Origin of the sequence: Rhizobium sp. Root149, from assembly GCF_001427345.1 — a bacterium.
Taxonomy (GTDB): Bacteria; Pseudomonadota; Alphaproteobacteria; order Rhizobiales; family Rhizobiaceae; genus Neorhizobium; species Neorhizobium rhizoryzae.
The window spans coordinates 1-14,649 of record NZ_LMGD01000013.1 but is presented as its reverse complement, the minus strand read 5'-3'; the positions used below and the strand labels follow the sequence as shown (position 1 = coordinate 14,649).

At 58.7% G+C, this 14,649-nt stretch carries 11 protein-coding genes and 4 pseudogenes; 10 read left to right on the top strand and 5 right to left on the bottom strand.

Features of this window, described 5'->3' with window-relative positions; translation table 11 throughout:
- The 3 genes and pseudogenes from ASD54_RS27285 to ASD54_RS11810 all read right to left on the bottom strand — a co-directional run.
- A pseudogene (locus ASD54_RS27285) lies at window positions 1-99 on the bottom strand (gamma-glutamylcyclotransferase); the annotation flags it as partial.
- Window positions 100-333: 234 nt separating this feature from the next.
- Window positions 334-723: an NAD(P)-binding protein gene (locus ASD54_RS11815; RefSeq protein ID WP_244484746.1), complete on the bottom strand. Its 390-nt coding sequence runs from the start codon at window positions 721-723 to the stop codon at window positions 334-336.
- Window positions 724-725: 2 nt separating this feature from the next.
- Complete coding sequence (locus ASD54_RS11810; protein WP_062554829.1) at window positions 726-1,961, bottom strand: MFS transporter; 1,236 nt, start codon at window positions 1,959-1,961, stop codon at window positions 726-728.
- A 105-nt stretch (window positions 1,962-2,066) separates the two neighbouring features.
- On the opposite strand from ASD54_RS11810, the gene ASD54_RS11805 reads away from it, so the two are divergent.
- Window positions 2,067-2,987: a LysR family transcriptional regulator gene (locus tag ASD54_RS11805; protein ID WP_062554827.1), complete on the top strand. Its 921-nt coding sequence runs from the start codon at window positions 2,067-2,069 to the stop codon at window positions 2,985-2,987.
- Window positions 2,988-3,079: 92 nt separating this feature from the next.
- A pseudogene (locus ASD54_RS11800) lies at window positions 3,080-3,646 on the top strand (leucine zipper domain-containing protein); the annotation flags it as partial.
- A 56-nt stretch (window positions 3,647-3,702) separates the two neighbouring features.
- Here ASD54_RS11800 and ASD54_RS27280 read toward each other — a convergent pair.
- Both ASD54_RS27280 and ASD54_RS27275 read right to left on the bottom strand, forming a co-directional pair.
- Window positions 3,703-3,987: a molybdopterin cofactor-binding domain-containing protein gene (locus ASD54_RS27280; protein ID WP_244484745.1), complete on the bottom strand. Its 285-nt coding sequence runs from the start codon at window positions 3,985-3,987 to the stop codon at window positions 3,703-3,705.
- A 168-nt stretch (window positions 3,988-4,155) separates the two neighbouring features.
- Window positions 4,156-5,052: a hypothetical protein gene (locus ASD54_RS27275; protein ID WP_244484744.1), complete on the bottom strand. Its 897-nt coding sequence runs from the start codon at window positions 5,050-5,052 to the stop codon at window positions 4,156-4,158.
- A gap of 125 nt (window positions 5,053-5,177) precedes the next feature.
- Between ASD54_RS27275 and ASD54_RS11790 the strand changes: the two are divergent.
- From ASD54_RS11790 to ASD54_RS26155, 8 genes and pseudogenes are all read left to right on the top strand, one after another.
- Window positions 5,178-5,705 (top strand): annotated as a pseudogene (locus ASD54_RS11790) (DDE-type integrase/transposase/recombinase).
- A 492-nt stretch (window positions 5,706-6,197) separates the two neighbouring features.
- Window positions 6,198-7,127 carry a LysR family transcriptional regulator gene (locus ASD54_RS11785; protein WP_062554826.1) on the top strand — a complete coding sequence of 310 codons (930 nt, stop codon included), beginning with the start codon at window positions 6,198-6,200 and terminating at the stop codon, window positions 7,125-7,127.
- A 226-nt stretch (window positions 7,128-7,353) separates the two neighbouring features.
- On the top strand, window positions 7,354-8,391 hold the full coding sequence (locus ASD54_RS11780; protein ID WP_062554825.1) for a TRAP transporter substrate-binding protein: 1,038 nt from the start codon (window positions 7,354-7,356) through the stop codon (window positions 8,389-8,391).
- A 42-nt stretch (window positions 8,392-8,433) separates the two neighbouring features.
- Window positions 8,434-9,081 (top strand): TRAP transporter small permease, encoded by a 648-nt coding sequence (locus ASD54_RS11775; protein WP_200958464.1) that lies wholly within the window; start codon window positions 8,434-8,436, stop codon window positions 9,079-9,081.
- Window positions 9,078-10,361 (top strand): TRAP transporter large permease, encoded by a 1,284-nt coding sequence (locus tag ASD54_RS11770; RefSeq protein WP_062554824.1) that lies wholly within the window; start codon window positions 9,078-9,080, stop codon window positions 10,359-10,361. The genes ASD54_RS11775 and ASD54_RS11770 overlap by 4 nt, the downstream gene beginning before the upstream one ends.
- Window positions 10,362-10,397: 36 nt before the next feature.
- Entirely contained in the window at window positions 10,398-11,084 is a 687-nt protein-coding gene (locus tag ASD54_RS11765) for a DUF2848 domain-containing protein (protein WP_062554823.1), read from the top strand.
- 1 nt (window position 11,085) lies between these two features.
- A complete protein-coding gene (locus ASD54_RS11760) occupies window positions 11,086-12,447 on the top strand; it encodes an amidase (protein ID WP_062554822.1) in 1,362 nt (453 codons plus the stop codon).
- Between the two features lie 2 nt (window positions 12,448-12,449).
- Window positions 12,450-13,147 (top strand): annotated as a pseudogene (locus ASD54_RS26155) (putative hydro-lyase); the annotation flags it as partial.
- Between the last annotated feature and the right edge of the window lie 1,502 nt (window positions 13,148-14,649).

Sequence of the window (14,649 nt, the reverse complement as noted above, 5' to 3'; positions counted from 1 at the left end):
CTTTGCCGCAACAAGTTTCTGCAACTGCCAAAGATTCGCGTCGAAGATTTGCCGTTCCGCAAGATCAACAACGGTGCGATGCAGATACTCCGCGCAGGACTCAGTGAGGGGAAGAATGATGCGGTGGCTGCTGCCGCGCCTGCGGCCAGCAATGCGTTTCGTCGTGTGATCGGTGTAAAATTTGCGGTCATCTAGCACCCTGCCTTTTCGTTTCAAAAGCTTCAGGCGATGCTGTGTTCGTCTGACAGGGGTGATATTGCCGTCAGATCCTGAGCCAAGCCCGTCCGCACCGATCACCAAATCGGCTTTTTTCGGATGAAACACCGGCAAAAACTATGGTGGCACCATCGTCGGCATCAATGACGGCCTCAACTGCACGCCGGTCTGGTACCGCCCGTTTTCCAGACGTGCCAATACTTCCGAGTAGAGAAAGTCCCACGAGATTTGCATCTGGGGCATCGACGGCGTCTGGACGACCGAGCCATCAGCATTGAAGTAGATCCGTTCGCGGGCCATCACGCCGACGTTGGCAGCATGATCTGCGCCGATCATGCGCAGCATGTGAAAGACGTCTTCTTGGGGCACCAGTCCGGCTCCGCGCCCGGCCAGTCCGGAATGGGAGCGTTCGCAAACCAGCACATCATGGTCGTCATTTTGCAACAACATTGCGGTGAACAGGCCCGCAAGCGAGCCGCCGACAATACGATTACGCAATGGTTTCATGATTAGCGTCCTTCTTGATTGCTGAAGGCAGCGCCTGAACGATTGTGACCAAGGACCAATACCAGAAGCGCGATGATGGCGAGCGTTCCACCCAGGATGCTGACGCCTGTCCATTCTCCCTGGCTCCACGCAACAGTGGCGACTGCCGAACCAAATGAGCCACCAAGGAACATGCCGGTCATAAAGATGGTATTCAGACGGCTACGGGCTTGCTGGTCGAGCGCATAAATGAGGTGCTGGTTCGAGACAAGCGCGCTTTGGATGCCGAAATCCAACACCATTACACCGACGATTAGACCGGCAATAGCGCCCCAAAGGCCGAACACTACCCATGCTACCAAGGTCAGTATGGCGCCACCCCACACCACGAAAGACGGGCCATGTTTATCGGCGACGCGACCGGCGAGCGGTGCTGCAAAGACGCCCACCGCGCCAACGATGCCGAACAGACCGGCAACATCGGCTCCGAGATTGAAACGCGGTCCTTCGAGATAGAGTGCTAGAATAGTCCAAAACGCTGTGAATGAGGCAAACAGAGCAGCTTGAACGACTGTCGCTGTGCGCAGCGTTGGCAAGCGTGTCCACAGATGCGCCAGCGAGCGGAGCGCCTTCCCATAGGGCATGCTAGAGGTTGCTAGGTGATGAGGCAAAGTCACAAACATCATAACGGCAGCGACCAGAGCCAACGGCACGCCAAGCCAGAACATCTCCCGCCAGCCGCCGTGCTCTCCGACAAAGCCGGACAGCGTGCGGCTGAAAAGGATCCCTGACAGCACGCCGGCCATAACCGTGCCGATTGTAGTACCGCGCTTTTCTGATGTTGCCAGTGACGCTGCAAACGGAATGATCTGCTGCGCTACCGTCGCGCTGGCGCCAACAACAAGTGAGGCCATGACTAGCGTCCAGGCTGTCGGCGCAATTGCGGCCAGACCCAAGGCGACAGCGAGCACGACAAACTGACCGACGATCAACGGCTTTCGATGAAGGACATCGCCCAGCGGTAGCAGCAGAAACAGGCCGAGCGCATAGCCGAGCTGTGTTGCGGTCGGGATGAAGGTCGCCGCCGACTGTCCAGAAAACTCAGCCTCGATTATACCCAGCATCGGCTGATTGTAATAGATATTCGCAACAGCGATGCCGCTCGCGGCCGCCATGGCCAGCAAGCCAAGTTTATGGGTTCCTTTTGCGTTTGCGGCGCCGGCTAAGGGTGATGCTTTCGAGTTTTTTAAAGTTTCCATTTTCATGTCTCTCGAGTGTATTTTCGTCAGCCAATTTCCTATAATTTAATCTGAATCAGTTTTAGTCGTTCAGAATGTTTGGCCCGAATATCGCAAACGGTTATAATGAATACGGATGATTTGCGCGTTTTCACCACTGCCGTAGACGCTGGCAGCCTTGCCGAAGCAGCCCGGCGGCTAGGCATACCGGCCATGGCCGCAAGCCGTCGGCTAGCTGCGCTTGAAACATCGATGGGCATACGGCTGATGCACCGCACGACCCGTGCGTTGTCGCTAACACCAGAAGGAGAAACGTTTCTGCCTTATGCCCGCTCGATCATCGACAACGAGATGGAGGCCACATCACGGTTGAGATCCGATGGCCGTGGCGCGGCCGGATTGCTGCGGGTTTCTGTATCCGCTGCCTTCGGCCTTACATTTGTGGCCCCACTTGTGCCCCGTCTGCTGATGGCAAATCCTGAGCTGCGCATCTCGCTCGAGGTTACCGACACGCTTCCTGATCTCGTCGCCACTGGTATCGATCTCGCCATCCGCATTGCTCATCTGCGCGACAACAGCCTCATCGCTCAAAAACTGGCCGACAATCCGAGGCTTCTGGTAGCAGCACCCGATTATCTTCAGCGGCGTGGCCAGCCGGCTTTCGTCGGCGATCTGGCGTTGCACGATTGCCTTCCGCTGACCGGCGTCACTCATTGGACGATGCGGAACGAGACGGCTCCGGAAAATGAGCGGGAAAAACATATCCGCGTCCATTCCCGTTTTTCCTCAAGCAGTATTGCCATCTGCCATGCCGCCTGCCTGGCCGGCGGCGGTATTGCGTTGTTGTCGCACTGGGCCGTCCGCGATGACCTGCGGGCGGGGCGGCTTGTAGCTGTCACTCTTGCCGACGGCGCGCCCGAGACCATGCCGATCTGGGCGGTGTACCCCACCACCCGGCTGGTATTGCCCAAGGTGCGCATATTCGTCCGGGCACTTCAGGAAGCCTTCGGCGCCTATGCTGATCAGGGGGACGAAGTACCAAACTGATCTGCTAGATGTGAGCTTTCAGGAGGTTGTCCATTCGGAGCAGATTTAGGAGACTGGAGTTACCACACCTCAGTATTCCAGGATCGCTCCGAATGAACATCCATAAGAATGCCCGACTGACGCCGCTGCGTCGAGCGGAAATGGCCATCGCCGTTCTTTCTGGCAAACTCACGAAGACGCAAGCTGCCCGCGTTTACGCCGTTTGCGTAAAGGTCGTGTCGCGCTGGGTCAAGCGATTTGAGCAGGGTGGACGTGTTGCGATGGCCGATCGCTTGTCGCATCCCCAAACAAGCCCACGGCAGACGGATCAGGCGCTGGCGCAGCGCATCATCACGCTTCGCCGCCAGCGCCTGACCGGCAAGCACATCGCTCTGGAAACGCGCGTGTCACCCGCCACCGTCAGCCGCGTTCTCAAGCGCGCGGGTCTATCGCGCATGAAGGATATCGAACCGGCGCAACCGGTAGTTCGCTACGAATATGCAAAGCCAGGCGGACTGATCCATCTCGATATCAAGCGTCTCGGTCGTTTCAAGCGCGTCGGCCACCGCATCACCGGCGACCGAACCGGACAGAGCAACTCACGCGGTGTCGGCTGGGAGTATGTCCACGTTTGTATCGACGACGCCTCTCGTATCGCCTTCACGGATATCTTCCCCGAGGTGCTCCAATCGAAAGCTGTGCGCAGAACGCCGTCATTTCCCGATGCTTTGCGGGTTCACCAGCTCAAGGATTGAATGATCGCCCCTTCAACCTGATTTTGAATGCCGTCCGGAGGAACGACCTCGCCGCAGTCCACATCGGCCTGAACCCTTCGGACTTTCAGACGCCCCGTGTCGCGCTCGACTTTGATTTCCATGAAGACTGCGCAATAGGCGCCCAGGTTCTTGTAACGCGCGAACGCCATACCGAACCCTTGCAGCGGCGAAGTCTTCTTTCGAGTTTTCCAGCCGAAGGCTTCCGAGGCGGTCAGCATGACGTTTCCTGCGCGGTTGTCGGCCATGTGAGCCAACCGCCTATCCAGCGGATCTACTCCAACCCTCAATGCAAGTTCATCAAACATGCTCTCGATAGAAAACACGTTCAGGTGCGCCCCAAGCGACCTTAGCGCAGACACCCTTATCGGCATGTCCTTGATGAAGTGATAGATGGCATCGGTGTTCCGCAAATCCTAGAGCGCGTTAGAATTGCGACTGCCGCCGCCTTCCGGCATTGGGATTGGCTTGCCCTCTGGGAGAGGAAACGGTTGCGACACCTCGTTTCCAACAAGTATGCCGCCTGCCACGACCGGCCGGTTGTTGTGAGGATTGCTCCAGACATCGTAGTTCCATTTGACAATCCGGTCGCCGGCATCGACGGCGGCCTCGACTTCCGTCACCATTCCCAAACCAAGTGGTTCCCAGCTGAACTCTTGGTCGCGCATCCACTGTAACCGGATAGGCTTGCCCGGGATCGACGCGGCGATCAGGGCGGCTTCCGCACCGACGTCGTCCGCTCCGTTGTGTTCATAACAGCCAGCGCCTTCAACGTGGATGGCGCGGATGGTTTCTATAGGGCTATTGAGGAGCTCCGCCGCCTGACGTCGAACGTCCCCTGACTGTGTGTCCAGATAGTCAACAGATCGTCTTTCAGCCACGCCAACGCGCACGAGGGAGCGATTGACCCGCCGGGAGACGACCGCCGCAAAGTCGCCATTACGGACGAACTTGATGACTCCGTCCATGGCTTCGATTTCGGTATCTGGCGAAAGCTCCAGCCGTGTGCCTATGCTTGGACCGCGAATGCCCCGGGCATGCAGCATTCCCGGCAGGCGCATGTCCTGTATGAACGCTTTGCCCCCGGTCGTCTTTGCCGGGATATCCAAGCGCGGCAAGTTGAAACCCATCGTCCGAAACTGGCTCTTCTGGCGAAGAGGTGCGTTGGGCAAAGCCTCCACATGCAGCGATACTGCCGCGGCAATCTCGCCATCCGCAAGGCTGCGGCCATCGGCTGCGACAATGGTGACATTTCCCGTGGTAGCAGCGTCGGCGCCTGCGACGCCGAGCGCTTCAGCGGCTTTCGCGAGCAAGCATGTGCACGTTTGCTGCCGCATTACGGATCGCGGTTCCGCTGTCCTGCATGGAATGACTGCCTGCCGTCAGCCCTTCACTATATCGCCGCCATCGCTTTCCCGATGAAATCATTGCCCACGCCGTGTGGCTCTATTTCCGCGTCCCTCACAGCCTGCCAATGATCGAGGATCTGCTGACTGCCTGCGGAGTCGTTGTCTCGCATCAAACGGTCCGGCTTCGGGCGGAGAAGTTCGGGCGGACCTTCGCCAACGAGATCCGCCGCCGTTCAGTTGATCGGCTCGGCGTCAAGTGGCATCTCAATGAGGCCGTCGTTTCGATCCGTGGCAAGAAGCACTGGCTCTGGCGCGCTGTGGATCAGGACGGTTTCGTGCTGGACGTTCTCGTGCAAAGCCGCCGCAATGCCAAAGCGGTCAAGCGCCTGATGCGCAAGCTGTTGAAGGGCCAAGGACAAGCGCTGCGGGTGATGGTCATTGACAAACTTCGCTCCTGCGATGCCGCAAAGCGAGAAATCATGCCGGGTGTCGAGCATCACTCACAAGGGCCTGAATAATCGGGCGGAGAACTCCCATCAGCCAATCCGGCGGCGAGCGCGGATCATGAAACGCTTCAAGTCGAGGCGACATTTACCATGCTTCGTCTCCATCCATGATCCCATCGTCAGCCTGTACCACATTCCCCGCCACGCCATCTCCTCCGACCATCATTGCGAATTGCGTTCAGAGACGATGAAACCATGGGCGACAATCGTCCGAGCGTGAAGGAAAACCGCGGCCAGCGTCATGGTGTGCCTTCGTTGCCGTTAAGTATACGATGGCGTAAAGGCTATTTCCGACATAAGGATTTGAGTGCAGCTCGGCCTCCAACGAATCAACTTGTATTCTGGTGTCGGGATCCGCTCCCTGGGTGCCACTGCTGGCCAAAGCTACCGTCTCGGCGGCAAGGACCTAGCTGTTACGAGGAATTTCGAAATAGACGCCTTGATGAGGTTCGAATCTTCCACAAGCGATTTTAATGAAGCGTGGAGGCCTGAGATTCAACGACTTGGGATGGCCCTTGAAAAAAATCGAAGGACGAAACTCGTAATTCCCTGTTCGTTCAACGATCAATAGACGAAAGACATTCTTTGGGGTTAGCTGCGGCGATGATTGATCTCCGTAACATTGAGACCTTTTTCTGGGCTGCAGCACTGGGCAGTTTGCGAGCCGCGGGAGAGAAGCTCGGGACAACTCAACCCGCCGTCTCACAGCGAATTGCTGCGCTCGAGCTTGCGCTTGGCGTAAAGCTGTTCGATCGAGCGGCGCGAGGGGTTAGGTTGACCGCCAAGGGACAAGAACTCCTTGCCCATGCCGAACAACTCATTCAAGCCCGCAACGGGCTGATCGAGGCGGCGCGGGACAGCACAACGATGAGCGGCCGGCTCAATCTTGGCGTGGCCGAGACGATTGTCCAGACATGGTTGCCAAAGCTGATAGCCGAGATCCATATGGCTTACCCTGATCTGACGCTGGAGATCGAGGTCGATACCAGCGAAATGCTGCAGTCTTACCTGATGAGCCGGCGAATCGATCTCGCCTTTCTGATGGGACCGGTTCTGGAGCCCCGCGTCGCCAACCGGCCACTCTGCACCTATCCGCTTGCATGGATCGCCAAGCCGGGCCTTTACTCTTCGGAAAAAAGCGTTTCGGTGGAAACTATTTGCGCCCTGCCGGTTATCACCTATGGTTCAAACAGTACGCCCTATCGCCAGGTGCGCGACATCCTGCAACGCTACCGCTTCCCCGCCCCGCGCATGTATGGCAGCGCATCCCTGTCAATGATCGCCAAGATGGCCCTAGACGGTATTGGTACGGCCGTCATCACACCCGTCTTTCTCGGCGCCGAGATCGCCCGCGGCGAGTTGGAAATATTGGACGTCGAGGCAGATCCTCTCAACGATCTTCATTTTACGGCAAGCTGGATAGATGGGCCGGACAGTCATGCCGCTCGGGTCATCACGCATATGGCGCAACAGGTGGCTCGCAACAGCGTAGGCAATGTGCTCATCACTGATCTGGGCAGCGAAGAGATATAAATTATCTTTATGTCTCGCTTCCAAACATACGATTGGACAAGCCGCCTGCTCCGACATCTAATCCCTGAAAACAAAAGCGATATAAATCGCACGCATGGGAACAGGCTGACATCACGCCGGGTCGGAGGCAATCGGGACGTTGTCTCGTCGCATTTGCTCGTCTCGAACTAACGCTCGCCTTTTCTCGTGTTCCGACAAATCGAACCAAAAGAGAAAAGGGAACGACATGAAACTACTTTCCTTCGCCGCCGCCTTCCTCGTTGCCGGCGCAGCCGCTGCCCAGGACTTGCCCAAGACCCAGTTGCAGATCGTCGGCGGACTGAGCAACCTCACCGCCTACCAGCAGTTCGAACAGCCCTTCTGGAACAAGACCATTCCGGAGAAATCCGGAGGCCAGATCACCGCCACGATCAAGGGCTTCAACGAAATGGGTCTAAAGGGGCCGGAACTGATGCGCCTCATGTCGCAAGGCGTCGTTCCCTTCGGAACGGCAACACTCTCGTATTTTGCCAGCGACAACCCGATCAACGAGGCGATCGACCTCCCCGGCCTGGCTCCCGATGTAGCCACCGCCCGCAAGGTGACGGAAGCCTTCCAGCCGATTTATGAAAAGTTCTACGGCGAAGGCTCGAAGGTCAAGCTGCTCGGCATATCGACCTATCCGGCCCAGGTGATATTCTGCAACGCAGACATCAAGGGTCTCGCCGACCTCAAGGGCAAGAAGGTCCGCACCTCAGGCCGCACTCAGGCTGAATTCGTTGAAGCCTTCGGTGGCACCAGCGTGACGATGGCCTTCGGCGAAGTCGTTCCGGCACTGCAGAACAAGGTGGTCGATTGCGCGATCACTGGCTCGCTCTCGGGCTATTCGGCCAAGTGGTATGAAGTATCGACCCATCTCTTGGCCCTGCCGATCAACTGGAACCAGCAGATCCACGCGGTCAACCAGGCCGTCTGGGACAAGCTCGACCCGAAGGTCCAGGCTTTCCTCCAGGAAAACATCAATACGATGATCGGTGACATCTGGAAGGCAGCCGACACGCAGACCCAGGAAGGTTACGACTGCAACACCGGTGCTGCCGCCTGCACGAAAGCCATCAAGGGCAAGATGGCGCTCGTCGTGCCTACCGCAGAGGACAAGGCGCTGCTGAATGCGACGCTGAAGGATAAGATCCTGCCGACCTGGGCCGCCCGTTGCTCGGCCGACTGCGTCAAGGGCTTCAACGAAACGATCGGAAAGACGCTCGGCCTGACCGTCGCGAAATAAGCCTCACCCGTTACACGGCATGGCTGGTGCGGATGCGCGGCCATGCCACTCTTTCTTCAAGCCGGACCGACGATCATGACAGGATCAATCTCCTTCTTCACCTGCCTCTACGGCTATGCCGAGAAAGCCGCCCGCTGGGCAGTGCTTGCCAGCGGCGCCCTGACGATCGCCAGCGTCTTGCTGATCACCGTCGATGTGCTGCTTCGCAAGTTCACCGGCTGGACGGTCGGCGGTTCCGATGAACTGTCGGGCTATGCGTTCGCCATCAGCACGACATGGTCGCTCGGCTACGCCACGCTGCAGCGCGCCAATGTGCGCGTAGACGTCCTCTACCAATATTTGCCGGTCAGGCTCTCCGCCGTGTTGGACTGGCTCTCGCTGGTTTGCCTCGGCGTCTTCATCGGCTTCGTCACCTCCTACGGCTATGGTGTCGTGGCTGAGTCTATCAGCAACAATTCCCAAGCCAACACGCCGCTCGGCACCCCCCTTGCCATTCCGCAGGGACTCTGGTTCGCCGGCCTCGTCTTCATGTGCCTGATCCTCGCGCTGATGCTCGTGCGTGCCTCCGTTGCTCTCATCACCGGCGATATCGAGGTGGTCAAGGCGATTGCTGGCGTGCGCTCCACCCAGGAAGAAGCCGAGGAAGAAGCCGCAGCCGGCGAGCGACTGATCGAAGGAGAACGCAAATGATTGCCACCACGCTCATCCTCCTCCTCGTCCTGATCGGCCTGTCCATACCTGTCGCTGCGGCTCTCGGCGTTCTCGGCCTCGTTCTCGATCCGGCCTATTCCATGCTGCCGCTCACCCGTGCCATCGGCGAGCTGGCCTGGAGCACCAATAACGAATTCCTACTCGTTGCCATACCCCTGTTCATTCTGCTGGGGGAGATCCTGCTGCGCGCTGGCTTTGCCGAGCGCATGTACAGCGCCATGAGCCTGTGGCTCTCGTGGCTTCCCGGCGGGCTGATGCACGCCAATATCGGCGCGTCCGCGTTGTTTGCCGCAACCTCCGGCTCCAGCGTGGCAACCGCAGCGACCGTCGGTACGGTCGCGATCCCGCAGATCAGGAAGCACGGCTATAATGAACCGCTCTTCCTCGGCAGCCTCGCCGCAGGCGGCACGCTCGGCATTCTCATCCCGCCATCAATCAACATGGTTCTCTACGGCGTCCTGACCAATACATCAGTACCGAAACTCTATCTGGCTGGCATCATTCCCGGCCTGCTGCTGACGGCATTGTTCATGCTGACCATCATAGCGGGCTGCGTGATCTTCCCTGCCTGGGGTGGCGCGCGGGTCAACAGCACATGGAGAAAGCGCTTCTCGAGCCTGGTCCATCTCGCACCACCGCTCGGCATCTTCCTGCTCGTCGTCGGCTCTATCTATGCGGGCCTTGCAACCCCAACGGAGGCGGCTGCGCTCGGCGTTAGCGGCGCGATGATCCTCGCCGCATGCTTCGGTCGGCTGTCGTTTGCCATGCTGGCGGAATCGATCGAAGGCACGATGAAGTCCTCTGCAATGATCCTTTTGATCATCATCGCGTCAGGCTTCCTCAACTTCGTCATGTCAGCCACCGGTATAACCGACGTCATCACCAGTTCGATTTCCGGCCTTGGCCTGTCGCCGGTCGCGATGATCCTGGTCGTTGTCGTCTTTTACCTCATCCTCGGCTGCTTCATGGAATCGCTGTCGATGATGATCACCACGATCCCGATCGTGGCCCCGATCATGCTGGCGCTCGGCTTCGATGCCATCTGGACCGGCATCCTGATCATCGTTCTGGTGGAAGCCGCCCTCATCACGCCGCCGGTCGGCCTGAACCTCTTCGTCGTCCACAGCCTTCGAAAAAGTGGCTCGATGACGCCAGTCATCACCGGCTCGCTGCCCTTCGTCGGCGCGATGGCCCTGTTGATCGTGCTGCTTTCGATCTTCCCCTCGATCGCGCTCTATCTGCCAAGCCTCGCCAACTGATCCCATTCGCCTGAACTTAAATCCGGAATACATCCAATGAAACTGCATTTCACGATCGAAACTTCATCGTCCAAGTCCGAACTTGACATCGAGATCGACCAGCTCGTCGTCGCAGGCTGGGCCGGCCGTGACCGGGCTGCCATCGACCATCATATCGAGGAACTGGCCGCCATCGGCGTGCCGCGTCCGAGCACCGTGCCGCTCTATTACCGCGTATCCGAAAACAGCGCCGTCCAGGCGGACGTAATCCAGGCAGTCGGCACGGAAAGCTCCGGCGAGGTCGAGACCTTCATCTTCCGCTCCGGCGCGGATCTCTATGTTTCGCTCGCCTCCGACCATACCGACCGCAAACTCGAATCCCACAGCGTTGCCCTTTCGAAACAGATCTGCGCCAAACCGATCGCCGGCACAGCATGGCCCTTTTCCGAGGTTGCCGATCACTGGGATCAACTGATCATCCGTTCCTGGATCGATGAGAACGGCATAGAGACGCTTTATCAGGAAGGTCAGTTGTCGAGCCTGCGTACGCCGCAGGATCTGATCGGCGGCCTCACCGGCGGCGACGCCGCGCTGCCGGAAAAGACAGGGATGATCTGCGGAACAGTCGGCGCCATCGGTGGCATTCGTCCATCCGGTCGCTTCACGATGGAACTGTTCGATCCGGTCATGAACCGCAGCATTCGACATAGTTACACGATCGAAGCCCTGCCCGAGGTCCAGTAATATGACCCGCTTTCCGACGCTTGCCGAAGTCTCCCTATCGCTTGCCTCAGGGCAGGCCACCAGCCGGAAACTGGTCGACGCTGCAATTGCGGCGATCGATGATCCGGCCGGTCAGGGTTCAACGACCTTCATCCGTCGCAACAATGCCCGCGCCCGCGCGATGGCCGCTGCCTCCGACCTGATGCGTGGTGTCGGCCAGGTGAGATCACCGCTCGAAGGTGTCGCAATCTCAGTCAAGGATCTCTTCGATCTCGCCGGCGAAGTCACCACTGCCGGCAGCGTCGCCAACAAGACTGCGGCACCGGCCACCGCCGACGCACCGGTGGTGCAGGCGCTTGCCCGCGCTGGCGCGGTTATCACTGGCACGACCAATATGAGCGAGTTCGCCTTTTCCGGCCTCGGTCTGAACCCGCATTACGGCACACCGCTCAATGCCTACGACCGGGCGACCGGGCGCATCCCCGGCGGCTCCTCCTCCGGCGCTGCGGTCTCTGTTACCGACGGCATGGCGGTTGCCGCAATCGGCACCGATACCGGCGGCTCGATCCGTATTCCGGCAGCATTGTGCGGCCTGACCGGTTTCAAACCGACCGCCCGTCGCGTCAGCCGCGACGCCGTCCTGCCGCTGTCTACGTCGCTTGATTCTATCGGTCCGATTGCCGCAAGCGTCACCTGCTGCGCTATGATCGACGCCATCATATCCGGCGAGACTGAGCGTAACATCGCACAGATACCGCTGGCTGGCCTGAGGCTGGCCGTACCCCAATCCGTCGTCCTCGACGGCCTTGACGAACATGTTGCCACCTCCTTTGCGGCGACCCTCAGTCTCCTGTCAAAGGCGGGAGCGCAGATCGTCGAGATCGACGTGCCGGAATTCGCGCAGCTCGCCACCATCAACGCCAGGGGCGGACTGATCGCCGCAGAAGCCTGGCACTCGCATCGTAGCCTGCTCGAAACTCGGGGCGACACCTATGACCAGCGCGTCCGTGGCCGCATCCTGCGTGGACGCGACATCAGTGCCGCTGACTATCTCGATGTGCTCGAGGCGCGCACCGTCTGGCAACGGGGCGTAAATGCAAAACTTGCGGCCTTCGATGCCGTCATCTTGCCGACGGTGCCGACCGTCGCACCCGCGGTCGCGCCGCTTGAAGCCGATGACGCAACCTTCTTTGCCACCAACGGGCTGATGCTGCGCAACCCGACGATGATCAACTTCCTCGACGGCTGCGGGCTTTCGGTGCCCTGCCATGCGGCAGAAACAGCTCCTGTCGGGCTGATGATTGCCGGCGGCCCGATGACGGATGCAAAAATCCTCTCAGTCGGCCTCGCCATCGAACAGGCATTGAACGCAAGGACCACGTGAACATGGCGTTCGCTGCAGGCTCCGCCGCCCATCTCGGCCGCCTTGAGGCCCGCGCCGGCGCGTTATCCGGTGACCGCCAATTTGGCACCCGGCTCCGTCCAGGCCAACTTAGCGATCCTGCCGCGCGATCTCGCTTGTGATTTCCTGCTGTTCTGCCAGAGAAACGCAAAACCCTGCCCGCTGGTCGGCGTGTCGGATACCGGTGCGCCGATGATTACGGCGCTCGGCCACGACCTCGACATCCGCACCGACCTGCCACGCTACCGCGTCTGGGAGAACGGCAACCTTGTCGCCTGACTGAAGGACATCAACGATATCCGGCTCGACGATCTCGTGACATTCGCGACCGGCTGCTCGTTTTCGTTCGAGGAAGCGTTTCTCGCGGCCAATGCGCCGGTTCGGCATATTGAGGACGGCAGGAATGTGCCGATGTATCGGACGTCGATAAAAGCCGCTCGGACCGGCGTCTTTTCGGCCCCGCTGGTCGTCTCGATGCGTCCCATGAAACCTGATGATGCGATCAAGGCGATTCAGATCACCGGCCGCTTCCCCTCCGTCCACGGTGCCCCCGCATATCGGTGATCCGACGGAAATCGGCATCGAAGATATTGCCAAGCCAGACTACGGCTCTTCCGTGCGGATCGAGCCTGGCGAAGTGCCGGTCTTCTGGGCCTGCGACGTGACTCCACAGGCCGTGATCGAAAGGACATGACCAATGCCTGATCATCCAGCCGTGACGCTCAATGTCGAAGCCCTTTCGCCAGCGGTCTTCGCTCCTTTCGGCGTTATGCTGGGGAACACTTATCCAGGCCTTGGAAATCCATCGGCGTCCTCGAACGCCGCCGGATTTCTGGCAGGAACATCTTTTCGATAGCAGAAACGGTGGTGAAGTTGAGATCCTATGGGTCAACTACCGCAATGACGATCCATCGGTTACCATTTTGGAGAAACATGTCCTGCCCGGAACAAGCTGTCGTGCCACTGTTAGGCTCGATCATACAGATTGTCGCCTTGTCCGGACAGGAAGGAGGGCCAGATCTTTCAACGCGCGGGCCTTCCACATTGAGCCGGGGCGAGGCGTGTGTATGAAAGCAGGCGCATGGCATGCCGCACGCAGCAGCGGTTCGACCTACCTGATGCTGACCCGCCGCTCTACCACTTTGGCTCTCGTCGCACAGTTGAACCAGCTGCCTCATCCAGATGACACCCTCCTGCATGACATCGAGGAGGGATCTCTATATATCGACCTATAGGTCAGATCGTCGTCGTAGATCTAGAGGAAGCTCTTGAGGAATTGAACCGGCATCCCCGCTACGCAAAGCTATGTCCAGCGTTCCATTTCTGAATTGTCGCACTGTGCCAACAGGCACGGTCTGGCCATTAGCGGGCACATGGTCGGATCAATTTAGGAACTGAATATGACCGAAACAGTACAAATCAGCCGCCTCAAATTACTTGCAAAACGTCACGCCCGAGCCACTAGGTTTTGATTACAGTGTGATAAGAAAATCACAGGCGTTCAGATCGCCCAAAATCTGTTGCATTGCCCTTCGTGCGACGCTTCGCCAGTCGACATTTTTGACACTGCGTTCTGGTGCGAAGACGAAAGCAAGTCGCTCCAGCCGATCGGCGCTGAAGCGAAACCTGACACTAGCAAACCTGAAATGCAGGTAATCAATGACCGTCCAAGACTTGAGTTGAGCGAACGCAACATTGTTCCTTTCATGAGAAGCGCAATCTTAGATGACGCGATGCACGTAAGCGAACGACTGGGGGCGCTCGGCCGAAATCACCGTCGATGAAGACAACGACGTTGGGGTCTTGCTCGAAGAGGATTTGTAGCCGGATCAAAAGGAGCCAACTCAGGCGATCAAGGTTGCAGCACAGCTCGGCATCGAGATTGAGTTGGAGACCATGTGGTCGAAGATATCTTTTCACTGGCTAGCTCTGGGACCTCAAGCGCCCCTGAATACCTGCAGATGTTGCTAGAGGCATATGCGCAGTGCTCTGGGACCAAACCTTGGACCGCCGGGAATTAGAGTTTCCGGCTCTGATGCTCTGGGACCAAACCTTGGACCGCCGGGAATTAGAGTTTCCGGCTCTGTGCTCTGGGACCAAACCTTGGACCGCCGGGAATTAGAGTTTCCGGCTCTGATCACGATGGCTGGCTGGTAGCGCCACCGGGATTATGCAGTGCGATCG

Excerpts from the sequence above, each read along its gene's own strand:
- ASD54_RS11815 (WP_244484746.1), bottom strand. The coding sequence starts at position 723 with ATGAAACCATTGCGTAATCGTATTGTCGGCGGCTCGCTTGCGGGCCTG.
- ASD54_RS11810 (WP_062554829.1), bottom strand. The coding sequence starts at position 1,961 with ATGGAAACTTTAAAAAACTCGAAAGCATCACCCTTAGCCGGCGCCGCA.
- ASD54_RS11805 (WP_062554827.1), top strand. The coding sequence starts at position 2,067 with ATGAATACGGATGATTTGCGCGTTTTCACCACTGCCGTAGACGCTGGC.
- ASD54_RS27280 (WP_244484745.1), bottom strand. The coding sequence starts at position 3,987 with ATGGCCGACAACCGCGCAGGAAACGTCATGCTGACCGCCTCGGAAGCC.
- ASD54_RS11785 (WP_062554826.1), top strand. The coding sequence starts at position 6,198 with ATGATTGATCTCCGTAACATTGAGACCTTTTTCTGGGCTGCAGCACTG.
- ASD54_RS11780 (WP_062554825.1), top strand. The coding sequence starts at position 7,354 with ATGAAACTACTTTCCTTCGCCGCCGCCTTCCTCGTTGCCGGCGCAGCC.
- ASD54_RS11775 (WP_200958464.1), top strand. The coding sequence starts at position 8,434 with ATGCCACTCTTTCTTCAAGCCGGACCGACGATCATGACAGGATCAATC.
- ASD54_RS11770 (WP_062554824.1), top strand. The coding sequence starts at position 9,078 with ATGATTGCCACCACGCTCATCCTCCTCCTCGTCCTGATCGGCCTGTCC.
- ASD54_RS11765 (WP_062554823.1), top strand. The coding sequence starts at position 10,398 with ATGAAACTGCATTTCACGATCGAAACTTCATCGTCCAAGTCCGAACTT.
- ASD54_RS11760 (WP_062554822.1), top strand. The coding sequence starts at position 11,086 with ATGACCCGCTTTCCGACGCTTGCCGAAGTCTCCCTATCGCTTGCCTCA.